Annotated in this window: 24 protein-coding genes; 8 read left to right on the plus strand and 16 right to left on the minus strand. The window is 62.2% G+C overall.

All coding sequences use genetic code 11. From position 1 onward, the window contains the following. Positions 1–37: 37 nt before the first annotated feature. Positions 38–2,578, minus strand: coding sequence for a transglycosylase domain-containing protein (locus G4G27_RS13675; protein ID WP_183109172.1), 2,541 nt, complete (start codon positions 2,576–2,578; stop codon positions 38–40). Between the two features lie 381 nt (positions 2,579–2,959). Here G4G27_RS13675 and G4G27_RS13680 point away from each other — a divergent pair, with 381 nt between their 5' ends. Then, positions 2,960–3,619 carry a TMEM175 family protein gene (locus G4G27_RS13680; protein ID WP_183109173.1) on the plus strand — a complete coding sequence of 220 codons (660 nt, stop codon included), beginning with the start codon at positions 2,960–2,962 and terminating at the stop codon, positions 3,617–3,619. Between the two features lie 30 nt (positions 3,620–3,649). After that, the gene (locus G4G27_RS13685) at positions 3,650–4,237 is read left to right on the plus strand and encodes a DUF4126 domain-containing protein (protein ID WP_183109174.1); all 588 of its coding nucleotides are present in this window, start codon (positions 3,650–3,652) and stop codon (positions 4,235–4,237) included. A gap of 139 nt (positions 4,238–4,376) precedes the next feature. Here G4G27_RS13685 and G4G27_RS13690 read toward each other — a convergent pair whose 3' ends face one another. The 6 genes from G4G27_RS13690 to G4G27_RS13710 form a co-directional block, all read right to left on the minus strand. Continuing rightward, on the minus strand, positions 4,377–5,579 hold the full coding sequence (locus tag G4G27_RS13690; RefSeq protein ID WP_183109175.1) for a hypothetical protein: 1,203 nt from the start codon (positions 5,577–5,579) through the stop codon (positions 4,377–4,379). Between the two features lie 82 nt (positions 5,580–5,661). Then, positions 5,662–6,087, minus strand: coding sequence for a glycine zipper 2TM domain-containing protein (locus tag G4G27_RS13695; protein WP_183109176.1), 426 nt, complete (start codon positions 6,085–6,087; stop codon positions 5,662–5,664). Positions 6,088–6,195: 108 nt separating this feature from the next. Then, on the minus strand, positions 6,196–6,609 hold the full coding sequence (locus G4G27_RS13700) for a hypothetical protein (protein WP_244624333.1): 414 nt from the start codon (positions 6,607–6,609) through the stop codon (positions 6,196–6,198). A 118-nt stretch (positions 6,610–6,727) separates the two neighbouring features. Further along, complete coding sequence (locus G4G27_RS24010; protein WP_202049573.1) at positions 6,728–6,937, minus strand: hypothetical protein; 210 nt, start codon at positions 6,935–6,937, stop codon at positions 6,728–6,730. Next, on the minus strand, positions 6,934–7,812 hold the full coding sequence (locus G4G27_RS13705) for a suppressor of fused domain protein (protein WP_202049574.1): 879 nt from the start codon (positions 7,810–7,812) through the stop codon (positions 6,934–6,936). Before G4G27_RS13705 ends, G4G27_RS24010 begins: the two co-directional genes overlap by 4 nt. Positions 7,813–7,822: 10 nt before the next feature. Then, entirely contained in the window at positions 7,823–8,086 is a 264-nt protein-coding gene (locus G4G27_RS13710) for a hypothetical protein (RefSeq protein WP_183109177.1), read from the minus strand. A gap of 149 nt (positions 8,087–8,235) precedes the next feature. On the opposite strand from G4G27_RS13710, the gene G4G27_RS13715 reads away from it, so the two are divergent. Both G4G27_RS13715 and G4G27_RS13720 read left to right on the plus strand, forming a co-directional pair. Next, on the plus strand, positions 8,236–10,116 hold the full coding sequence (locus G4G27_RS13715; protein ID WP_183109178.1) for a methyl-accepting chemotaxis protein: 1,881 nt from the start codon (positions 8,236–8,238) through the stop codon (positions 10,114–10,116). 145 nt (positions 10,117–10,261) lie between these two features. Beyond that, positions 10,262–11,356 carry a phosphatidylinositol-specific phospholipase C1-like protein gene (locus G4G27_RS13720; RefSeq protein ID WP_183109179.1) on the plus strand — a complete coding sequence of 365 codons (1,095 nt, stop codon included), beginning with the start codon at positions 10,262–10,264 and terminating at the stop codon, positions 11,354–11,356. 81 nt (positions 11,357–11,437) lie between these two features. On the opposite strand, the gene G4G27_RS13725 is transcribed toward G4G27_RS13720, so the two are convergent. Together G4G27_RS13725 and G4G27_RS13730 are read right to left on the minus strand one after the other, a co-directional pair. Then, complete coding sequence (locus G4G27_RS13725) at positions 11,438–11,899, minus strand: hypothetical protein (protein ID WP_183109180.1); 462 nt, start codon at positions 11,897–11,899, stop codon at positions 11,438–11,440. Positions 11,900–12,085: 186 nt separating this feature from the next. Continuing rightward, positions 12,086–13,531: a hypothetical protein gene (locus tag G4G27_RS13730; RefSeq protein ID WP_183109181.1), complete on the minus strand. Its 1,446-nt coding sequence runs from the start codon at positions 13,529–13,531 to the stop codon at positions 12,086–12,088. A 63-nt stretch (positions 13,532–13,594) separates the two neighbouring features. Here G4G27_RS13730 and G4G27_RS24175 point away from each other — a divergent pair, with 63 nt between their 5' ends. Beyond that, on the plus strand, positions 13,595–13,915 hold the full coding sequence (locus G4G27_RS24175; RefSeq protein ID WP_244624334.1) for a hypothetical protein: 321 nt from the start codon (positions 13,595–13,597) through the stop codon (positions 13,913–13,915). A 461-nt stretch (positions 13,916–14,376) separates the two neighbouring features. On the opposite strand, the gene G4G27_RS13740 is transcribed toward G4G27_RS24175, so the two are convergent. From G4G27_RS13740 to G4G27_RS13760, 5 genes are all read right to left on the minus strand, one after another. After that, positions 14,377–15,207: a hypothetical protein gene (locus tag G4G27_RS13740; RefSeq protein WP_183109182.1), complete on the minus strand. Its 831-nt coding sequence runs from the start codon at positions 15,205–15,207 to the stop codon at positions 14,377–14,379. A gap of 87 nt (positions 15,208–15,294) precedes the next feature. Next, entirely contained in the window at positions 15,295–15,504 is a 210-nt protein-coding gene (locus G4G27_RS13745) for a hypothetical protein (RefSeq protein WP_183109183.1), read from the minus strand. Positions 15,505–15,543: 39 nt separating this feature from the next. After that, a complete protein-coding gene (locus G4G27_RS13750; protein WP_183109184.1) occupies positions 15,544–16,002 on the minus strand; it encodes a PA2169 family four-helix-bundle protein in 459 nt (152 codons plus the stop codon). A gap of 235 nt (positions 16,003–16,237) precedes the next feature. Then, the gene (locus G4G27_RS13755) at positions 16,238–16,753 is read right to left on the minus strand and encodes a DUF3237 domain-containing protein (protein WP_183109185.1); all 516 of its coding nucleotides are present in this window, start codon (positions 16,751–16,753) and stop codon (positions 16,238–16,240) included. After that, entirely contained in the window at positions 16,750–17,151 is a 402-nt protein-coding gene (locus G4G27_RS13760) for a nuclear transport factor 2 family protein (RefSeq protein ID WP_183109186.1), read from the minus strand. The genes G4G27_RS13755 and G4G27_RS13760 overlap by 4 nt, the downstream gene beginning before the upstream one ends. Positions 17,152–17,374: 223 nt before the next feature. Here G4G27_RS13760 and G4G27_RS13765 point away from each other — a divergent pair, with 223 nt between their 5' ends. After that, positions 17,375–17,875: a helix-turn-helix domain-containing protein gene (locus G4G27_RS13765; RefSeq protein WP_183109187.1), complete on the plus strand. Its 501-nt coding sequence runs from the start codon at positions 17,375–17,377 to the stop codon at positions 17,873–17,875. A gap of 190 nt (positions 17,876–18,065) precedes the next feature. On the opposite strand, the gene G4G27_RS13770 is transcribed toward G4G27_RS13765, so the two are convergent. Then, a complete protein-coding gene (locus G4G27_RS13770) occupies positions 18,066–18,434 on the minus strand; it encodes a hypothetical protein (protein ID WP_183109188.1) in 369 nt (122 codons plus the stop codon). A 304-nt stretch (positions 18,435–18,738) separates the two neighbouring features. Between G4G27_RS13770 and G4G27_RS13775 the strand changes: the two genes are divergently transcribed. Next, entirely contained in the window at positions 18,739–19,650 is a 912-nt protein-coding gene (locus G4G27_RS13775) for a hypothetical protein (protein WP_183109189.1), read from the plus strand. Positions 19,651–19,771: 121 nt separating this feature from the next. Here the strand turns inward: G4G27_RS13775 and G4G27_RS13780 are convergent, their stop codons facing one another. Beyond that, positions 19,772–20,269: a hypothetical protein gene (locus G4G27_RS13780; RefSeq protein ID WP_183109190.1), complete on the minus strand. Its 498-nt coding sequence runs from the start codon at positions 20,267–20,269 to the stop codon at positions 19,772–19,774. Between the two features lie 446 nt (positions 20,270–20,715). Here G4G27_RS13780 and G4G27_RS13785 point away from each other — a divergent pair, with 446 nt between their 5' ends. Beyond that, complete coding sequence (locus tag G4G27_RS13785) at positions 20,716–22,614, plus strand: hypothetical protein (protein WP_183109191.1); 1,899 nt, start codon at positions 20,716–20,718, stop codon at positions 22,612–22,614.

Consider the following 22,614-nt stretch of genomic DNA (forward strand, 5'->3'; position numbering starts at 1 on the left):
CATATAGTGCGAGACATATAGTTCGAGACGGGGCGGACTAGTAGATTCCGCCTTCCTTTTGCAAGAAGTCGGTATCGCGCTGCTGCTCGGCGCGCTGCTCGGCCTGCGCCGCGCGTGCCTTGATCGCCGCTGCCTGAGCCTGTGCGGCGAGTTCTTCCGGCGTCGCGCGCTTGATCGAACGACGTGGCTCGCTTTCCGGCTTGAACGCTTCCCAGATCATGCCGGCCTTGGGATCGGTACCCGGCCAGCCGCCGAACACTGGCTTGCCCGAGGCGCGATCGATGCGCACCATGCGGACGCCGGCGGGCGCGCGGAACGGCAGTTTCTGCATCCCCTCATAGGCCTTGACCGCGAACTGTTTGAAGATCGGCGCGGCGAGCGTGCCGCCCTGCGCATAACCGCCCATACTCGTTGGTTTGTCGAACCCGATATACAGGCCGCCGATCATCTGCGGCGTGCCGCCGATGAACCACACATCGGTCGGCCCCGACGAGGTGCCGGTCTTGCCGAACATCGGCCGGTCGAGATCGCGCAGGATCGTCGCGGTGCCGCGCTGGATCACGCCTTCGGTGATGTGGACCATCTGATAGGCGGTCATCGCGTCGAGCACCTGCTTGCCGCGGATCACCGGGCGCGGCATCGGCTTGCCGTTCCAATCGGGCGCGTTGCAACGGTCGCACGGCCGCCAATTCTCCGGCCAGATCACCTTGCCGTGACGGTTCTGGACAAAGTCGATCAGGCTCGGCGAATGCCCGCGCCCCTGATTCTCCAATATCCCATAGGCGTTGACCATGCGCATCACCGTCGTCTCGCCGGCGCCCAGCGCAAAGGCGAGATAGGGCGGATATTTGCCGACGCCCATCCGGTCCATCAGCCCGACCACCTTGTCCATGCCGGTGGTCGCGGCAGCGCGCACCGTCATCAGGTTGCGCGATTGCTCGATGCCCCAGCGCATGGTGTGCGGTCCCGAACCGGCGCCGCCACCGAAGTTGCGGAAGCATTTCTGCCCAAGCCGTCCGCCCTGATAGACGCAGAACGGCCCGTCGACGATGATCGATGCCGGGGTCATGCCGTTTTCGAGTGCTGCCGAATAAACGATCGGTTTGATCGTCGAACCCGGCTGACGCATCGCCTGAGTCGCGCGGTTGAACGATTGCAGCCGCGAATCGAACCCGCCCTGCATCGCCAGCACGCGGCCGGTCGAGGGCTCCATGATTACCATGCCGCCCGAGATCTTGGGGATCGCGCGTAGCGAGAAGGTGCCGCCTTCGGGCGCGACCGCGATGATATCGCCGACCTTGAGCGCGGCAAATGCGGTACCGCCGGCGCCGCGCACCGGCATCTGCGCGCCCCAGCGCGGCAGCGTGCCGGTCTGGCCGGTGGCGAAGCCGAGCGTCGCGTCGTTCGCGCCGACCGCGGTCACGATCGCTGCGCGCCAGTCCGAATAATCGAGCCCGATATTGGTGTTGAGCAAGGCCGGCAGCCAATTGTCGCCGGCATAATCGATATGGCGGATCGGCCCGTTCCAGCCGCGCCCGCGATCATAGCGCAACAGCCCGTCACGCAGCGCATCCTGCGCATAGCCTTGCAGCTTGTTGTCGAGCGAGGTGCGCACCCATAACCCGCCGGCATAAACGCTGTACGGGTTGCGCCCATTGTCGGCCGCCTCGCCGAACTTGTCGATCAGCTCGCGGCGGACTTCCTCGACGAAATAGCCGTTAACCCGTTCGAACTTCGGCTTCTGACGCGCGACCGCGCCGATCGGCTTAACCACCGCATCCTGATATTGCGCGGGCGTGATGAAGCCATTGCGCTGCATCTCGCTAAGCACGAAATTGCGCCGCTTGAGCGCCTTTTCGGTGCTGCGGTCGGGATCGTAATTGGCCGGCCCCTTGGGCAGGATGGCGAGATAGGCGAGCTGTGCCAGGCTGAGCTCGTTCAGCTCCTTGTCGAAATAGGCATGGCCCGCCGCGGCGACGCCGTACGCGTTACGGCCGAGGAAAATCTGGTTGAGATAGAGTTCGAGGATCTGCTGCTTGGTCAGCGCATCCTCGATGCGATAGGCGAGGATCGCTTCCTTGGCCTTGCGCAGATAACTCACCTCATTGCCGATGAGGAGATTCTTCGCGACCTGCTGCGTGATGGTCGAGGCGCCGACCGGGCGGCCGGAATTGCGCAGGTTGATCAGGATCGCCGAGGCGATGCCGGGATAATCGACGCCGTGATGCTCGAAAAAGGTCTTGTCCTCGGCAGCGAGGAACGCGCGCACCAGCAGCGGCGGATATTCGGCATAGCTCAGCTCGACGCGGCGTTCGCGCGCATAGCTGTGGATCGGCGTGCCATCGATGCCGCGCACATTGGTCGGCAGCGGCGGTTCATAGGCGCGCAGATTCTCCACCGAAGGCAGGTTGCGCGCGACCAGCAGCCACAGCACCAGGATCGCCAGCATGCCGAGCAGCGCAAGGATCGCAAGCGTCTTGACCCACCAGCGCGCCCATGAGCGCTGAAGGAAGCCACGAAACCCGTCGACATCGCGACGCAGGCGGAATTTGACGCGGGGGGATTCGGTTGAGGCCATATAAGCTTTCAGCCTCTAGCAAGTTTGACGCGGCTTGCCAGCCGATGATTGGAACGGCCCGCCGCATTACTTGGCGTTTAGACTGCGCCTTCTCAATCCTCCCCCGGCAACCGGGAGAGGGGGACCATTTGCTTCTTCAGCAAATGGTGGAGGGGGCGGCTTCCACAAATGCCGCGCTTGCGGCCCAGCCCCCTCCACCCCTCGCCTTCGGCTCGCGGTCCCCAGTGTTGGGTCGATCGTGCCCCCGGCACGATCTTGGACTGCCGGGGGCAGTCCAACCCAACACTCCCGCTGCGCGAGCGAGGAATAGCTTGACCGCTTGCACCCTGCCCCGCCCCGGTTAAGTAATGCGAGCGACTCTCCCGGGGGGAAAAGCCGATCATGACGACACGCGCACAGGGCGACCGGCCGAGCGGCCCCGAGCACTCGCTCGAACGCCTGATCTTCTTCTCCGACGCGGTGTTCGCGATCGCCATCACCTTGCTGATCATTGAGGTGCATGTTCCCCACGTGCCCTACGGATCGCCGAATCATGCCTATCTCGAGGCGCTCCTGCATCTGACACCGAACTTCTTCGGGTTCATCGTCAGCTTCTTCGTGATCGGCGCGTTCTGGGCGGCGCATCACCGCATGTTCGGGCTCGCCGCGCATTATTCGGAGCGGCTGGTCGGCGCCAATCTGATGGTGCTGTGCCTGATCGTGTTCATGCCGTTCGCCACCGCATTCATGAGCGCCAATACCGGCGCGCTGGTGCCGTCCGCGCTTTATGCCGCGACACTGCTGCTGACCGGGCTGCTCAACCGCCGGCTGATGTTCATCGTGACCTCGGCGCCGGTGGTCGCCGCCGATGTCTCGCCCGAGATGATCGCTTATGTCCGCGCGCGCAGCGGGACGGTGATCTTCGGCGCACTGTGTGCGCTGCTGATCGCGTTCATCGACCCGCGCTTCAGCCAGTTGGGGTTGCTCACCATCCCGATCTGGCAGCGGCTGTTCCTGCGCCGGGTCGACCGGCAGGTCGCGCGCAAGGCGGCGGCGGCATGAGCCCGGCATGAGCTCGGCATGGGCCCCGGCATGAGTATCGTCGAGATCCTCGGCGTCGCGGCGAGCGTCAGCCTGCTTGCCGGGTGGCGGCTGTATCTGTGCGTGTTCGCGGTCGGTGTGGCGATGCGCACTGGCTGGGTCGCGTTGCCGGGTCATTTGTTGCAACTCGATGTGCTGGCCAATCCCTGGGTGCTGGGTGTCGCCGGCCTGCTCGCGGTGATCGAATTCGCCGCCGACAAGGTGATGTGGATCGATAGCGCGTGGGACGCGGTGCACACGCTGGTGCGGCCGGTCGGCGGTGCACTGCTGGCGCTGGCGATCGTCGATCCGAGCAAGCCCGAATGGCAAGTTATCGCGGTACTGCTCGGCGGCGGCGCGTCGCTGCTCACGCACAGCGCCAAGGCGGGAACGCGCGCAGTGGTCAATGCCAGCCCCGAACCGGTGAGCAATATCGTGGTATCGACCGGCGAAGATGTCGCGACCGGCGGACTGCTGGTACTCGCACTGGCCAATCCGATCGCGGCGGTGGTGATTGCGGTGGGAATATTGGGCGGCGCGATAGCGGCGCTGGTGGTACTCAGACGGATGTTGAGGAAGCTGATGCGGCGGGCATCCTGACTCCTCTCCCTGCAAGGGAAGGGTAGGGGGTGGGTCAGCGGCGGACGGGGCTCGAAGCCCCGTTCGGCGCTTTGCGCCGAACGACACGCTTCGCGATCGCACCCACCCCTACCCCCTCCCTTGCAGGGAGGGGAGAAGGTCAGGAACAGCTCGTCCCGCTCAGCACATACCGATAGCTCACCTCTTGCTTCCCCACCGTCCCGCGGAACCGCGTCATGTCGGTGCGGGTCGGATCGCACATGTCCGAGCCCTCCGCATACCACAGGTCCATATCGCGACCGCGCAGATGGCATTGGCTGACGAAGGGATCCGCGCTCGCCGCGCAGAGGCGCTGGCCCGCTGGTGTCGCTACCACGCTCGACCAGCCTTTACGGGGAACGAAGATCACGCCGGCGGGCACCGCAACCGGCGGCTTCTTCGCCGCTTCGGCGCGGGCGGCGACACGCTGGCGCAGGCCGGTCAACGCGTCGTCATATTTACGGCCGACCCAGCCGGTCAGCGTGACGCGATCGGCCTGAGCAGCGGCAACCAGCGCCTCGTCCTCGGGGGTGAGCGCCTCCCCCGCCTCGATCTTGACGCGGACGATGCGGAGCTGTTCGGCACGCGCCTGGTTGCGACGCTGTTCCAGCGCCAGTTCGATCCGGGCAAGCTCGTCGTCCTGCGGGCGCGCCGCGCGTAGCCAGGCGGGGATGCCGAGACCGGCGAGCGTGCTTTGCGGCACGACCATGTTGCCGATCGCCAGCGCCAGCGCGGCAAGCGGGACGACCAGGAACACCAGCCGCTCGAGCCTCGGCGCGGTGCGGCCGAACAGCCACATGGCGAGCAACGCGATCGGCGCGAGCAGGATCAGCCGCAGCGAGGGACCAAGCGAGATGTCGCCCTTCCCTTGTGCGAACAAGAACAACGGCAGCAGGAACGCAAGAAAGGTACGACCGAGCAGCCGGGCATAACCGAGCAGCGCGTCGCGCGCGCCATCGACGCCCTTCACCACGCCGACGCCGCCGCTGACCAGCAACATGCCGACGACATGAACCGGGCTGAGAAAGGCATAAAGCGCGCCCGCACCGAACAGCGCGATCAACCCATAATTGAGCTGTGGCCAGCCAAGGCTGCGAAAGATCGCGCCAACCAGGAGGATCGCGAACAGCGCCACGATCACCAATAGCAGCCGGCGATGTACGCTTTGTATCGAAGCGCCGGCGGCATCGAGCCCGTCGGACAGACCGGTACGGGTCTTGCCCCATAGCTCGACCGCGCGTTGTTTGATCGGACGCGCTGGAATGCGCCCGGTGGTCTGTGGCACGACTGCGCCGCTTCCGACGCTTGCTGGAAGATCGCTCATGTGCCGCACCCCTGCCCTGCCCCATCCCGTAATAGTACGGGACGGGGCAAGGGGTCAAAGCGCGGCTAGCCGAGCCTTAGCCTCAGCGGCAGCGAGCACCATTGCTGCCGCTCTTGTCGATAGCCTGGCCGGCAACCGCGCCGCCGATCGCGCCAAGCACGGTACCAAGCACTTCCGAACCACCGGGAGCGATGACGTTGCCGAGCACGCCGCCAGCGACGCCGCCGACGATCAGGCCAGTCGTGCCGTCGTTGCGGCGGCAATAATAGCGGCCGTCCTGGCCACGATAGACGCGGTCGTTGCGGGTCAGGCGGCGCTCGCGATAGCGGCGATTGTCCTCGCGATAATAACGCCCGGCATCATAGCCGTTATAGGCGGGATCGGGGCGGTTATAATCATACTGGCTATAGCTGCTGTAACGGGGGTCGGCCCCGCCATCGCCATAGGTTTCGCAGCCGGATACCAATAGGGCGCCCGCGGCGACCAGACCAAGCGTAAGTGCGCGCATGTCGTCTCTCCTGTTGTTATTATAGGCGTAATGCACGGTAAACGAATTCGTTGCGGGACGATCACATTAGCTGCGCGGGTCAAGACGGGCCGGACAAGTATCGGCGGTTCAGTTCGCCGCGCCGGTCTGTGAATTCATACCGCCGCGATCCTCGACCAGGCTTGGCGCGGAACCGGTTGCGGGGCGCAGCGCCTCGCGCTCGGCGGGAGATATGGGCGCATCCATATCGGGACGGAAATCGACCGGTGCCCGCGCATCACCATTCGGGCGCGGCTGGTCAAGCGCGAGGTCGGGCGCTTCATGCTCGGCCGAGCCGGGCGCTGCCCAAGCGGAGATCTGACGCCGCGCCAGCCAGCCGGCAACCGCCGCGCCGACGGTCAGCACAGCGGCGCCGATCGACAACATGGTCGATGTATTGAGCGCCGATCCGCGGCCTGCGGGCTTGCGCGCGGCCGGCTTTCGTGGAGCCTTGGCGCTAGCGCGTGTGGGGGTACGGGGTTTGGTCGTCTTGGTCGCGGCCATGATCGGGCTCCGGATCGTTCGAGGTTATCGCTTCAACGGGCGACAAGCGCGGCTGTTCCGGAAAAGAAACTCGCGCTGCTGGAACGGCCTGCCCCGATAGTGGATGCGTCCCGTCCGTCTAACCGATAGTTTCCACCACCTGCCCCAGAGCATCCTTGATCAGCGTCTGGCGGATGTCCCAGCGTACCGTTTCCAGGCCCGGCACGGTATAGGTGCCGGCGCTCGGGCGCAGCGTCGCGGCGAGTGCGTCGAGCGTCGCGCCGGTCAGGGACAGGTCGAGCTGTTCCTCCTCCGCGGTCACGGCATTGGCCTCACCCGGCGCGATCACGATGCGTTTCTCCGGACGAGCAGGCGCAATGGATTGCCGAACGGCAAGCGCAACCGGAGCAGCGCAACGATATTCTCGACATGTCCCGCGCCGATGGTGATGGTGGTGAGGTCCGCACGCAGCAAGCGGCTTTGCCGCGTCCAGCCAAGCGCGTCGTTGAACAACATGCCGGTCGAGGAACCGTCGCGCGCGGAACCCGCATCAAGCGCGGCACGGATCTCGGGCTGGTCGAGCAGCGACGCGCGCGACACATCGGTAATCCAGAGCGGCATGTGCGGCAGGAAAATGTCCAGCATCTTGCGCGCATTCCAGCGCTTGCCCGCCGCCTCTTCATCGACGGTCAGGCCGACCACCTGGATGAAGGCGACACGCCCATGCGGTGTCTCGATCGGCGGCACTTCCGGGTCGAAGACAAAGGCGAGCGAACCGATCAGCGTATCGGTCCCCAAGGCGATCGGGCCGTTGAGGTTCATCCAATGGCCGTCCTCGAAGACATTGCCGCTCTGATAGACATAACGCGCTAGGTTCTGCAGCAGGTTGAGCGCCCAAGCCGGTGGCTCCGTCTCGGCCGGATCGCAGGCGAGGCGGAAAGTCAGTTCGAGGCCATAGCCGCTGAACGCAGGGTCGTCAGACGCCTTGTCGTAAAGCTCGGACAGGCCGTAGCCGACGAAATGCCAGTGCGGCACCGGGTCGAGCCGCTTCCACGCACTGATCCCGTCGAGCGGGTCCTGCCCGCCCATCATCCAGCGCACCAGCGTGCCGTAATGCCTGGGTTCCTGGTCGGGGTAGAGCGGCGCGAAGGCGGCGGTGATCGCGTCCCAGCCGGGCGCGCTATCGTCTTGCAGGGTGTCTTGCGGGTCGTCCGGGGTGGTCATTGGCGCGGCCTCACTGATTGTCGAGCGGCCAGCGCGAGCGGGTCGCCTTGGCGCCGAGCGCGATCAGATCGTCATTGGGACTGTTCGCGCGGCTGAGGCTGACGCCGTCTGCGGAACGGATCGGTTCCTGCCAAGGCTCCTGATGGGCCACGGGCTCGCTGCCCTCATAGCTCTGGTTGCGCACGCGCTTCATGCGCCGCCACATCAACGGCATCGCGACAAAGGGAAACGCCACGCAGGCCACGATAATCAACAGCTGAAATACGTCGCCCATATCCGTCCCCGCTCGGTTGCAGCCGGAGGCTAGCGGGGGCTTGGGCGGTACTCAACGAGTGTTTGGTATCGCCGTAGTTGGCGGCGACACCGTAGTTCCCCTTGGCCTTCCATCGAACTGCATTAACCAATCGGGTGCAGGGATGGAGGATGTACGCAGCAGCCAAGGTCTTCACCATCGCATCCGCAGTCCGGCTGAGCAACGCTATGATGAATCGCGTTCTGGTCGGCGCGTTTGTCGTCGCGCTCGCCGGGTGCGCGCTGCTCGTCGGCGCGCTTGTCGGCCGCATGAACGACAATGCCGCGATCGCGCTTCACGATATGGTCGCCGGCACACTGAAGGCCAAGCTGGCCTCGATGGAGCAGAGCACTTTCTCGACCTCGCATTGGGATGCGGCGGCGGTCAATCTCTATGGCTCGCTGAACCAGCCCTGGGCGGTTTCAAACATCGCGTTGAACGCTTCGGTGCCGGAACATATCTATGTCACCGACGAGCGCGGCAATTCCCTGTTCGCCAGGCGATGGGACAAGGCGCGGGCATCATCGCTGGCGCAGGCCGCGCCCGCCGCGACCAAGGCGCTGATGGCGCTGATGCCGCACGACGCCAGGGCGTTGCGGTCGTTCCGGCGTGGCGTCGGGATCATCGCCAGCTATCACGGACGCCCGGCGATCATCGCCGGATCGGTCATCATGCCGGAATCAGCGGACATCGCGATGCCCGCAGGCCAGTTTCGATATCTGGTCAGCGTGCAGGAGATCGATGCCGATCTGTTGCAGGAATGGCAGCGGGCGTTCCGGATCGCGGGACTTTCCTGGCAGCGCGCGCCCTATGGCGCCGCCGGGGAATCGAGTCTTGTCGTCGATCCCGGCGGTTCGCCGGCGCTGGGGTATCTGACCTGGCGGCCCCCCACACCCGGTCGGGACGCGGTCGTGCAGCTTTGGCCGATGGCGGCCGCGGTGGCGCTGCTGTTCGTGCTCGCCGCGACGATCTCCACAACGATAATCTCCAGAAACCGCCATGTCCTGGAAGAGCGGAGCCGTGAGGCGCGTGCGAGTGCGCGCCTGGCGGAGGATGCGCGGCAGCGCGCCGACGCCGCGCTCGCACAGGCACATGTCGAGCGCGGACGGGCCGAGCATCTGGCGAAACGGGAAGTGGAGGAGCAGGTCCGCCACCAGGGCCAGCTGCGCGACTCCAATGCGCGCACCGCCGACCAGATCGAAGAGATGGTATCCACTCTGGCCGGCGACCTGATGCAAGCCGCGCGCAACCTGAAGGCCAGCGCCGACACGACGCTCGGCAGCGTTCATTCGCAGCGTGGGCACGCGCAGCGGATCACCATGAGCTCGCGCGCGGCGGCGGACTCGATCGGGGTGGTCATGGCCAGTGTCAGGGTGATCGGCAATGTGCTGAGCGACATCAGCGCGGAAACGGCGCGGACCCGGGATTCGATCCAGGATTCGGCCGACCGATCGGCGGTGGCGCGCAATGCCAATCAGGCGATGCGCGATCAGGTCGACATGATCGCCAAGACGGCAACGCAGATCGCCGGGATCACGACTCGCACCAAGCTGCTCGCCCTCAACGCCACGATCGAAGCGGCACGCGCCGGCGAGGCCGGGCGCGGCTTTGGCGTTGTTGCGGACGAGGTGAAGGCACTGGCGATGCAGACCGACCGGCTCAATGCCACGGTCGAAGCAAGCGTGTCGCAAATGGGCATGGCGGCGCGAGCCAGCTCCGATCTGAGCGACGGCGTTCGCCTGTCGCTCGAGGCACTCGCGCGATCGGCGGCGGCGACGTTGCAGATCGTAAACGACCAATGCGCGATGACCGAAAATGTCGGCCGCGATTCCCGCACCGTCGACGAGCAGGCGGACACTGTGATCGATGGCGCCGGCGCGTTCACCACGGCGCTCGACGATATCGGCGACCAGGCCGAGCTGACTCGCCGGAACGCCGGCCTGGTCCGTGACGGCGCCGAGCGACTGACCGCGACGCTGACGCAGTTCGTCGCTGAGTTGCGCGCGGCATAAGGCTGCCGCGGGGGCGGTGGGCAGATCGCGGACTTGAGGGCTGCTTGACCGACGCCGCCTGTTTGTGGAGGAGCGGTAAGAGAGAATTCGGGCATTGGCCCGGCGCATTGGCCCGGCGCACTACTATAGTCGGCGGAGAGAGCGGATGATCCTGTCCCTGATGTCATTGCTGGCAGCGGATGCGGCGCAGGCCGATGCACGCCCCGCCGGCGCACCGCCTGTTGCCATACGCAAGGGGCCGTTGCGGTCGAACGATATCAGCGTGGTCGGCACGCATAACAGTTACAAGCTGGCGATGCCGGCAAAGACCATGGCCATGGTCCGCGCGATGGATGCCAAGCTCGCGGACGCGCTCGATTATGCGCATCGGCCGCTGACCGAGCAGCTCGACGCGGGCGCGCGGCAGATCGAGATCGACGTCAATTACGATCCGCAGGGCGGGCATTATGCCAGGGGCTCGACCGACCCGGCCTTGCAACGTCCCGGATTCAAGGTGCTGCACATCCCGGGGATCGACAATTCGAGCAGTTGCGTGCTGCTGACTGAGTGCCTGACGATCCTCAGGCGCTGGTCGGATGCGCATCCGCGGCATGTGCCGATCCTGTTGTTGTTCAACGCCAAGGACGAGCAACTCGCCGCGCGCGGCGGGATCGACGCGCTGCCGTTCGACGCCGCGGCGTGGGACGCGCTCGATGCCGAGATCCGCTCGGTGCTGCCGGCGGACAAGCTGATCGTGCCCGACCAGGTGCAAGGCAAATACCCGACGCTGCGCGACGCGGTGCGCGGCGGCAACTGGCCAACACTGGACAAGGCGCGCGGGAAATTCCTGTTCGCGCTGGACGAAACGCCGGCCAAGGTCGCGGCCTATCGCGGCGCGCGGGCGTCGCTCGAGGGCCGAGTGTTCTTCATCAACACCGATGAGGACTCGCCCGCCGCCGCCTATCTGACGCTCAACGATCCGGTCGCGGAAGGCCAGCGTATCGCACGCGACGTCGCGGCGGGCTATCTGGTGCGCACCCGCGCCGACGCCGACACGAAGGAGGCGCGGGTCAACGACACGCGGCGGCGCGAGGCGGCGCTGGCGAGCGGGGCGCAATATGTCTCGACCGATTATATGTGGCCGGATGCGCGGTTTGCCGGTGGGTATGCGGTGCGGGTGCCGGGCGGGCTTGTCGCGCGGTGCAGTCCGGTGCGGCGAAAAGCTGACTGCACGGACAAGGATCTGGAGCGAAAGCGATAACGTCCGTCGATCATTACGATGGAGTTGTGATGTTGCCATGGCCAACGCATCGGGAATGGACAGAAGTATAGATAAATTACACTACGGACAATAATCATTCGCATCCGTCAAGACGATGACGCCAGCAATCGTTAGCCGCTTCATACCTTTTTTCGACATCTTGTAGTTCCTCACGTCTAAACGTGAAAAGCATATTGCCTTGTCAGTAAAGGTCCAATTGGAGCCGCCGTGTAATGGCTCGTCTTCAACATTATAGTTATCGCCCATCAGATAAACGCTCCGCCCAACATGCGGCTTCAGCGGATGTCCGGCCATGACCATGATGGCGGTCGTCTTTTTAGGCGTGAATTTTCCCCACAGCACTTCCTCGACCTCAAGCGCCACGAGCGTCTCGATACTGTGGCTGAGCAAGATGGCATCGTCAGCCCGGTCATCGGCATGATAGCCCAGAATCGCTACTATTTTTGCTTTGAGTAGAACATGATCACTATCCGCCGCCCGCGCCGGTGCCGAATGCAGCATCAATCCCGTTAGCAATGCCAAGATGCCAATCGATCGCCACATGGATTGCACAGTCCCAAAATGATCAAACCGCGTTAATTTATTGTTCCCGTTTTGTCCAGCGCTTATATTGCGCGGCCAGCTTCGGTCGTTATAGCCCGAAGCTGGCCACGACTTGGTCGAATCGCGACGCCATGAAGCGGGAGTCACAAATTCCCTGATCAACCCCTATTGATTGCCGGGACTGTATTGATCCGATTTGATCTGGAATCGTTCATAGCGGGTCTTGCCGTTCGGCCGCAGGCGACCGACTTCCACGGCCTTGAGCCGATCCCGCAAATTCTTGGGGTTGATGGCAATGCTTTCACGGTTGCGGCGCACTTCCCAGACTTTCGTGCCATCCGCGTTGATCACGTAACTCACTCTACCGTCGAGCGCGGAAGAGAAATCGGACTGGTTGGGCGCCTGCTCCTTGCTGGCCGGATGAACATGAACGATGACATCGCCGGGGCTGGTCGCGGGAATCCTGCCACCGTTTCGGCCCATCAGTCCGATCCATTTGACCCTGAAACGGCCGGGCCTGGCCGGGTCCGGGCCAATGACCATGGCTTTTTCCAGATCGGACGACTTGTCTTGCGTCTTGGCGGTTGCGGTCGCTTTGGCGATGCGCAGGACATAATCGGCGATGGCGGGATTGCGTGGATCATAGTTTGTAGATCCCGGCTTTTTGAGCTGCCGGGTGAGTTCATCATCAAGATCACGCTGCTCGAAGCGGCTTTTGGGCGGTGGTGGTATCTCCGGCAGGCCTTGCTTTCTGCGATCCCGGTTTTCCCGTTTCCGTTCATCCTTCTGTTTTTCCTCGGCATCCTTTTCGGCCTTGGTCTTGTCAGGAGGTGGTGCGAGCGGATTCCATGGACTGCCGTTAGCCAGCGCGAAATCCTCGTCCGACATATTGATATCCAGCGATTGGGGGCTGGTCTTCGGGGCCAGATCCGCAGCATCGGCTGCCTTCGCCTGTTGTCGCGGATCAGCCGGTGAGGCCGGAATGGCAATGTCAGCCGGCCCGTGTCCCGCAACGGTCGCCTGTGCCGGCGTTTCATCGGCAAAGCCGTCGAGATTTTCAGACTCGAACGGATGCGCGGATGATGTGCTCAGTGGATCGCTCTCACCGGATGCCCCCGCGACAACGGGCAGACGATGCGCCGGATCGGCCGGATCATAGGACGCGAAATGCGGCGTGGGTTGCGCTCCGTTCGCAACGCTGCGCCACACGGCATCATGACCTGTCGGCCGCCACACGCCCAAAGCCCTCACCGCGCGGTTCAGCGCTTCGTCGATCTCCGCATCGGTCGGGAGGCGCTTATCGCCGGTCAGGACCTTCAGGTCGGTGACCATCCGCGAATAGAGCTGCATGGTGATGCGCCGTTGCACCGCGCCGGCGTCCGACGCGACCGCCGGCGTCGAGAGCGGTGTCACGGACGGCGCGACAGCATCGTACGGCCGGTTCGTGATGGGTGGATCGGCTGGCCCGGCGTTAGCCAGATCATTGGCGGGCGGATCCTCGGTCGGCATGGACGTGCGGGTATCCGCCGTCGCCTGATCGGTCGGCTCGATCGGGTCGGCCGGCCTGTCGTGTTCGAAAGGTACCCGCATCAGTGTCTCCTGCAACTCCATGCGCGAAGGCGGCCGATCGGCTCATCCGGCGTGGTCTGGTGCAGCTGTAGCGGCGGGGTGGTGATGTTGAATCGGCACGGAGAACCGGCACGAAGAACCTGGCGTGGGCTTGGACACCATCACCATCATGCGCACGGTGATGCGATCGCCGGCGGCGGATTTGCCGAGCCGCGTCGCCTCGGCGAAATCAGGATAGGCGGCGCGCCAACGAAAGATCGTGTTGCGCGCGACGCCGAATACCTCGGCAAGCTCGCGATCGGCGAAGCCCTGGGCGTAGAGTTCGCGGACCTGGCGGACGTAATCGGGTTTGAAGGTCGAGGGGCGGGTTTCATGACCGCCGCGATAGCCGCAGTTAAACGGCGTTTGAATCTAGCGGCGCGATGAAGAGCAAGGGAGATATGAAACACCTCTTGTGTCGTATCTTCGGCGCGCGGCGGGCCTGAGAGATATAGGACACCGCATGTGTCATTTCTCCAGCGCGAGCGCCGTCACAGAATATTTTTATAATCAATATGTTATGCCGATTTATTGGTCGTTGAAGCAGAAGCGACAGGCGGCGGTTCACGATGATTGCAGTGATAGCATTGATTACAGTGCAAGACCTCGACTGTATCATCTCAGATCGCCGCTGATCAGTTGGCGAGGTGTGTTCGCCACCCCCCGGACGAAAGGTCCGCTGATCGTTGCGGAAGCGCTCGCTGCCTGTGCTCGGTCTTCGCGCCTTCCTGGGCGAAACCGAGTCCGCGCGTGCGTTGCTGCTGAGCGCGCTGAACACATCGGGGGCAGCCTCCGCACGGTAGGCTAACTGAATGGAGGGGCGGCACGGACGGTTTCGTAACGGAGCATCAGTATCGCTCGATTGTCGTATAGCCCATAGTTCGAATGAGGTGACGTTCGACCCGATGCTCGGCAACTGGCTTGCCGTCGCGACCGACCGCAGGTGTAAAACGCATGGCGGAAACATTTTTGCAGATGGACCGATCGGTGTCAGCGCTGCCGCCGCTTGATACGATCTTGCACTGATTCACTTTGCCATTAGTTCCGATCAAATAAAGCGAAACAATCTGGTACTCATTTTCAAGTCGGGCGTCGGACGGTACTTTCGGATAGGGGTTCTTTCTCTCGGAAGCTGACGGCACATAGGGCAAGGCAACCGCATGCGTCTGTATGAGATCCGCTTCCGCGGGATCGATGCCCCAAGTAACCAGCAGATCGTCATTGCATTTTTTCAACGCCGCCAAGCCCTTGGCGACACCGCCCAACGGCATGACGATCGGCGACGCCTTGCCCAGCGCCACGGCGACTTCGGCCGAAGCCGCCAAGCTCCGCAAGGTTTGGTTCCCCATTATGATCAGCGTGACACGTCCTCCTTTGCTGGACGGGCTGGTCGTGAAATTCTGCGTCTGGGGTATCTTGTCCGATGAAAATGTAAGCGTTGCCGATCCCGTCTTCAGCGAGCGACGGTGAACGCGATCGATAATGGCGAAATCAATGCCGTCACTCAGCGGCCAGGAACGGATAGCCAGTCCCAATTGCCCCTCGGGGCCAACATAGTCGCGGGTAAGTATGCAAGCCTGCGCCGCATAGTCCACGGTCCATTGCCCGGCCGGCCGCAAAGGCGCCGTAGGTTGGGTTGCGGCTTGCGCCAATAGCATTGCGATCGCTGCTTGAAGCATCCTTGTCCCCCGAGCCCTTTTGTTACAAGAGCTTCAGTCTTCATCGAGGATCGGATGCTGCCAGTCAATTCCGTACGGCTGAACCACTCACAATGCCGGACAAGGTGAATCGCGTCGCCGCGGCGAAATCAGAACAGGCGGCGTGCCAACGCGCGCCAACGAAAGATCGTATTGCGCGCGGTCGGAAATTTGAAACAGCGCGAATATGGGATGGGCGCACTCGGATTGATCAGCGCGCTCATTCTTCTGCTGGCGCCGGTCGAATCTCATGATGCCTGACGCATCGACCGGCAGCATGGGTGGTCACCCATGCCGCCGATCCGGGCTGGTTACGACTTAGTTGGTGCCCTGCAGCGCATGCTTCAGGTCGCGCATTTCGTCATGGCCCTGACGCACCGAGCCATAGGCGGTCTCGATCGCCGAGCGGGTTTCCGGCGACAGATCGGTATCGGCACGGGCGTCCTCGAACTTGGCCTTGATATGATCCTCGCCGCGTTCGACTTCGTTGACGATCGCCTTGTCGTCATTGCCGGTGACCGCGGCCTTGAGATTGAGGAACATGCGATGCGCACCGGCCAGGATCGTGCCGTCATCCTCCGGGTTGCCGCCGAGGCGCGAGACTTCGCCCTGCAGCGCGGTAACGACCTGGCGGCGCTCGCCGGCGCGCGCGGTGAACATTTCGGCATAGCGGCTGTTCTCCGCATCCTTCGCCGCCTCGGTATAACCATCGACGCTGTCGAGCGTGGTGGCGATCAGGCTGTTGAGGGTGCGGATGTCGTGGCTGGTATCGGTCATGAGGGTACGCTCCTAAATACTGGGAGCAGGGTTAACTGGCGGGCAGCGAAAAAGGTCCGGTTACAATGACATGCAGCGACGGAACGTCTCGTTTAGGGGTTACGCGTGCCACGATACAGGCAGGAAGCGCATACAAGCCTGTGATCGAGCGATCGCCGACATTACAGGCCTAGTATCAGGTAAATCGTCGCCGTAATTCACTTTCCTCCGGCGCCCTCGTCGTCGCACGGCAAGTTCAAAGAAGCTGATAGATCCGCCAGTCGATCCGGCCCGGCGACAATTCGTTATAACCGACAAGGGCGAGTTCGTTGACCCACGTGTAACGCTCGTCGGACGTCTCGAGCTTCGGTGTGGTCCGCAGATAGGTTTCGGCAAAAGGTAATCTCTCGCCGTTCGCCAGGCGCTGGCGGCCGTCGGGCGGAAATTTCGTGACCCCGCGTGATTCGAAATAGATCAGCGCGTCATCGTCGGTGCGGATCGCCCCGCGGATATCAAGCCGGCCGATCCCGTCGGTCCCGTGCACCGCCCAGTCGACACTGCCGGGCAAGAACGCGCCGCGCAGCCGGGGTCCATCGAGGCGCCCGCCTTTCCCGACATAGGGCGCGAGCGTGCCGCGCGGGGTCGGGATGATGAGCGGACGCTCCAGATCAACGCTGAGGTCGCAGAGATGCTCGACGGGAAGCGCGCCGAGCAATGGCGTGTCGAAGAGCGCTGCGGTGATTGGGGCGGCAGCGTTCGGGGCGGCGCTCATGCTGCGATCTCCATCGCGGCCTTCACCTGCGCATAATCGAAAAAGGTATCCTTGCGCGTGACCAGACCGTCATCGTCGATCTCGACGATATCGACGGCGCGGAATCCCCGGCGATCCTGGCCGGGAGGCTGAAAGGTCAGGGTCCAGTCGAGCGTCCAGTGCCGATCCCCAAGAAGGAGCCGATGGATCGCCGCGTCGAAGCCCGGATAGCGTTCGAAGATGCCGGAGAATTCGGCGAGCAGTGCGTCATGGCCGCGCACTTCGCCGCTGCGCCCATGCGCCTCAAAGGCCGACCCTTCGGCGTGCAGTGCGAGAATGGCGGCGGGGTCGTGCGACGTCCAGGCCGCGGCATAACGCTGTGCGATCGCGGCGACGTCCAGATTGGTGAGTTCAGGCACAATGACCTCCAGTTGCTATGGAGCCATCATACTGACTATGATTTTCATAGAGTCAAGTTGCTATGAAATTAAAAGAGACCCGTACGCCGCGCGATCAGCGCGTATTGCCGACGGTTGGTGACAGGACGGGGCTATCTGCTGATCGCAGCGCATTGCTTGCCAACACCGTGCCGCATTCCTATGATTTTCATAGATTCCGTGAATATGGAAAAGAAGCCAGGCGATGAAGCATGATCCGGCCCCATCCGACCGCACCCTGTGCCCGGTGGCGCGCGCACAGATGATCGTCGGGGATCGGTGGACGGTGATCGTGCTGCGCGAATTGTTCATGGGCAACAGCCGGTTCGAACAGATCCAGGCTCAGGCCGGCACCACACCGCAAATGCTCGCCGCCCGGCTCAAGAAACTTGAAGCCGAGGGGCTGGTGGAGCGGCGCCCGTATAGCACGCGCCCGCCGCGCCATGAATATTTCCTCACCGAGATGGGCCTTGCATTCCATCCCATACTGCTGGCGCTGCGCGCCTGGGGAGAGACCTGGATCAAATCCGCAGAGGAAGAGGTCGCGATACGCTATACGCACATCCCGTGCGGCGAAGACCCGGGCCTGGGGCCTGAATGCCAGAGTTGCGGGAGAGTGATGCGGCGGGAGGAGCTGAGGGCGTCGCTGAATGACGGTTTTGCCGCAGAGCGCGACGCGAGGTGGGCGGACTTCAAGGGGAGGTAAACTGCGAAGCGCTGCCGTTGCCAATCATCGCGTGTCGTGCGCCGAGCCGCGATATCGTCCGTTCCAGACGCTGAATTCCCCGCAGGGTTTGGGGTCAAGTAAACCGGCGCCACAATCCCGGCGCCTCATTCGGGGATTAAGCAAAAGTCGCTGCTATTTCGGAATGACCCAATGAAATCGGCAACAGCCATCAAATCTTGAAGCCAATATAGGCGATAAGGCCTTCGATCGATTCCGGCAGCACGCCCGCTCGCACTGCCTCACCGAGATAAACGCGTCTCCATCGTTTGCCGGAACGGTGGAGGCGAGCGGCAAAGACCGCCTGCGCATTGTGCCGCAGACAAGCGGTGATCAGTTCCTCGCCCCGATCATGAGGTTCCCGGCGATCGACCGTCACATAGCCGTGCATGTCGGCGACGATGACAAGCTTCTCACCGGATGCAGAAAATACCGGCAGCTCCAGTTCATCCGCCCAATGCTCGAGATAGGATCGCGCATCATCGAAGTTACGGAAAATCAGCACGTCCCCGGGTTGATCCATTTCGGGCGCGTCATTCACAATGACGACATCGGCAAGCCAGGTTCGAATGGACATCATCCATCGCAACAGATCGGATGGCCTCCGCGAATGCCGTCATGGCCAGAAGCGGGCGGTCACCTGGCCAAATGTGCGGGCCGGTGCGGTCGATGACCGTGCCAAGGAGCGCTCGCGGCGCGGGCTGAGTTTAGTGGACTTGCCGTAATATCATGATTTTGGTTCGGCGGTGCCAAATCCATCGCGGTTCTAAATTCACTTGCGCCGCCCTCCCCCTCTCGACACGATGCCCGTGTCGCGGTGGGGACCGCGTGATTGGGGGAATATCATGGGCAGGCGATCGATAGCGACCATCGCGCTGATTGGCGTGGCGTTAAGCGGCTGCGCGACGACGAGCTTCGCGCCGCCGAGCGTCAATCTGGAAAACGAGATGGCGGTGCGCGGCAGCAATTACAGCTTCGGCCAGCGCTGCATGCCGAACGAGCGGCTGAACGCGGGAAAGCCGATACCGATCGTGCAGACCGTGGCGGGCACTCAGGCGCTGATCAACAATTTCATCTATCTTTACCGCTGCCGCGCGCACAGCGCGGCGAATGGGCGGCAGGCATTCGAAGTGCCAGCGCTATTGGTCGGGCTGGGCACGGCCACGGCCATGGCGTTCGGCGCGCCGGCCGATGTGGCGATCGGCGGCGGCGCGGCCACGGCGGGGCTGAACGCGGGGAAAGACTATTATGCCCCGAAAATGAAGGCCGCGATCTATGACAGCGCGCTTGACGCATTGCTGTGCATCAAGACCGAGGCGGTCGGGGTGGACCCGCTGACCCTGGGTGCGATCAGCGCGATGGAAACGGGCGGTGCGAACGGCGTGGCGCTGACGGGCACGGGCGGCGTCGCCGTGACAGCCGAGCAGCGCTATTTCGCGATCGTCTCGGCCAGTCTTTTGTCGGTCGAACGGGTGCTGGCGCAGCGGCTGAGCAATGTCGGCTCGTTCGACCCCGCCGGTGTGATCGCGGAGATCAAGACGCTGTCAGAGGAAGCGCGCAAAAAGACCGAGGATGCCGAGGTCACCGCCGACGGGCAGGCGCAAGCGCTGGTCGCGGACGGATCGAAAGGCACGGCGACGCTCAAAGCGAAAGCGGCGGTGGCGGCAACCGACGAAACCAAGATCGCGCAGACCATCGTGCAGATTGAGACGCTGCAACCCAAATTGCAGCAATGCGTGGTGCGCGCGAAGATTTAAGCGCGCGGACGGTGCCGCTTGCTCGCGGTGCGGCTTTTGCCGGTGTTGCGGGGGTGTTTCGATGCCGGTGCGCGTCATTTGGATGCATATGCGCTCGCGCCCTGGCGGCGACGCCGAAACCCTAGCGCGGCGGCGCCTCACTGGATGGCGTGGACGCCTTGCCGGCATCCTTTTTCACGGACTGCTGCTTCATGACCGCCCGCCAGTCCTGCTCGGATTGTTTGCGGCCGAGACGCGGCCATTCATCGCGTGGACCGCAGGCAAAATCGGTCAATGCCTTGCCGGTCGCGCCGTCATCGGCCTTTTCCCATTTGTCGCCATCGCTCGGCATCGCATCGGGCGTTACCTTGAAGTCTGAATCATAGACCAGGGCTTTGGTCACCCGAACCTGTCGAGCGGCACAGTTGAATTCGACATGCAGCTCCGCGAAGCGCCGCTCAGCGAGCATGCCATCCATATAATAGACCGCACTGGTCAAATCGCCCGCCTTGCCGAGTTGATCGCCGTCGAACAGGATGGTGAACCCATCCTCGGACTGAACGCTCCAGAGATCGGCGGCAATGGCCTGGGTGGCGGTGAGCGACAGAGTGGCCGCGATGGCGAGCTTCAGGAATGTCACGCTGTTACCTTTCCGCGGGTTGCAGGGTGCAGCCGGTTTAGCGATCGGTGGATTAGGTGGAAAACCGGGGCTTTGGAACCCTTCAACGCTGGGTTGCCGCTAAATTACCTGCGCGTGCGATAATCCCTAGCTATCACACTGTATAATTAAGGGATCATTGCGCGGGTACACTCCTGCTTACCGGGAGCGGAGATAACTGGTGGGAGGCGGAAAGGGTCTGATTGAAGGGTGACGGTTGCAGCTAGGGAGCCTTGGCCCCTTTTCGTCTGGGCTATTGCGCGGGTCACGGTCATCGGTAATCGACGCGCCATCCAAATCACGATCGCCGTTAAGAACGCATCACTGTCAATTTTACAAAAAATCTGGCATCGTCCGCGCGAACAAAATGGTGATTCGAGATGGCAAACGGGACGAGAGCGGGCAGCGAAGATGGCCAAGAGCCATCGATGCCGTTGATGGGTCCTCGTGGGACGAAGCCTATTAATACCCAACCGTCGACGAAAGCGGAGCGGCAGGAATTTTTCCTGCCTGTAAACGGCTTCGTGTGGTTCTACCCCGAAGAAGTCGCGGTCATCGATCATCCCGCTTTTCAACGACTTTCTAAAATAAATCAACTCGGGCAGGCACATTACGTCTACCGCGGAGCCACCCACAAGCGCATCGAGCATGTTATGGGCGCTGTCGGCGTAGTTCAGAAAATGATCTCCGCAGTAGCGATTAATGCGGAGAAGGCGCGCGTCCGCCAAGAAGCAGATCGTCGCGCACCGCTCAACACATCTGAAGAACGGTTTGTCAGGTTAGGCGCCCTACTTCATGACATTGGCCATTTAGCATCGGGCCATACGCTGGAGGACGAACTCAACCTCTTCGACAAACATGATGAAGATGAAAGATTGAGTCTAGTTTTTGGCGAGGTGAATTGGAATACTGGGGATCAAACTGAACGACTCGCGTCAGTAATTGATCGAAATTTCGCCAATTACGTACCGGACGATCTCAAAACCCAAGGCGTAACGCCAAGCGAGATCGTAAGATTGCTAATTAGAAAGAAACCGAAGAATTCTATTGGTAAATACGACCCTTTGAAAGACTCCTATTTAAAACAACAGAAGATTCTCGAAGGTTCACGTAGCATTCGTTTAGATGTGTGCACCAACATGATCGGCAACACAATCTGCGCCGACCTGCTAGATTATATCTATCGTGATTGGTATCATGTGGGCAAGATGCTTGTCTCCGAAGATCGGATCTTCCAGTATATGGAGATACGTAACTTGGAACCAGTCAACCTTCACGATGAAGTACCAGAAGAAAGTCGCCGCGACCACAAGGATGTATTTGTTCTTGCGTTGGGTACTAATGTGGGGCCATCGGCTAAGATTAGGACTGACGGCATTTCAGCTATCTTAGGGCTCCTGGAACGACGTTATGAGTTGGCTGAGATGGTTCTCTATCACAGAACCAAGTTAGCAGCAGGAGCCATGCTCGGTCGGGCGCTCTATGAGCTTTGGGCAGACGAAAACATGAGCGACCTGCCAAAAACATTGCTATGCTTAAGCGACGAAGAGTTGCTGGATTTTGCGCTGAAAAAGGCGTCTCTAACAGCTAAGGAGCCTCAGGCTAGCACCCGACTGGATGCACCATTGCGCTTGCTACATTCGCTACGAGGACGCTCCCTCTATCGCGCGCTGTATACCGCTCGTCATTGGGCACTCGCCACTGATCAGCGGCTTCGGTTAAATAACCTCTTTGCGCCCGCAAACGATGCCGAAGGTCGCGGCGCGCGCAACCGAGCTGAAGCCGCTCGGATGCTGGAAGCGGACTTTGAGCTATCGCCCGGCTCGATAGTAATCAGTTGCGCGGATATCAAACCAAAAATAGCAGAAGTGCAGATTCGTGTTAATGGGTTGGTTAAAACATTTAGCGCTTACGAAAAACAAGCGGAGGAAGATGGAAAGCGAGGGCTGTCAGGCGGGCACCTTAACGCTCAAATAAAGCGATTTGCAGATCTATGGCGCTGTGATTTCTTTATATCTAAAGATACTTTTGATGCCCTGGAATCCGAAGCGCCTGAAAAATTGATGTTATTGAAAGACACTATTGAACAGGTATTTATTAACCCTCCGCTGGAGGGCAGCAGCGCCGACCGCACCACCGAGCGACTGGCTCGCTCGTATGTCGGGATCGAAACCGCACGAGGTCGCAATTCGCTTCAAATGCTTGAGGTTGAACCTCATCGAATAGCAGCCCGCGGCGATCCGTCGGTAGGAACAAGCGAACCCACCCGCTATCCCGGTGGATCGAGAACCCTCTCATCCTACAGGAAACGTCGACAGGCGAAGTGA

It is taken from the genome of Sphingomonas sp. So64.6b (assembly GCF_014171475.1).
In the GTDB taxonomy this organism is placed as follows: domain Bacteria; phylum Pseudomonadota; class Alphaproteobacteria; order Sphingomonadales; family Sphingomonadaceae; genus Sphingomonas; species Sphingomonas alpina_A.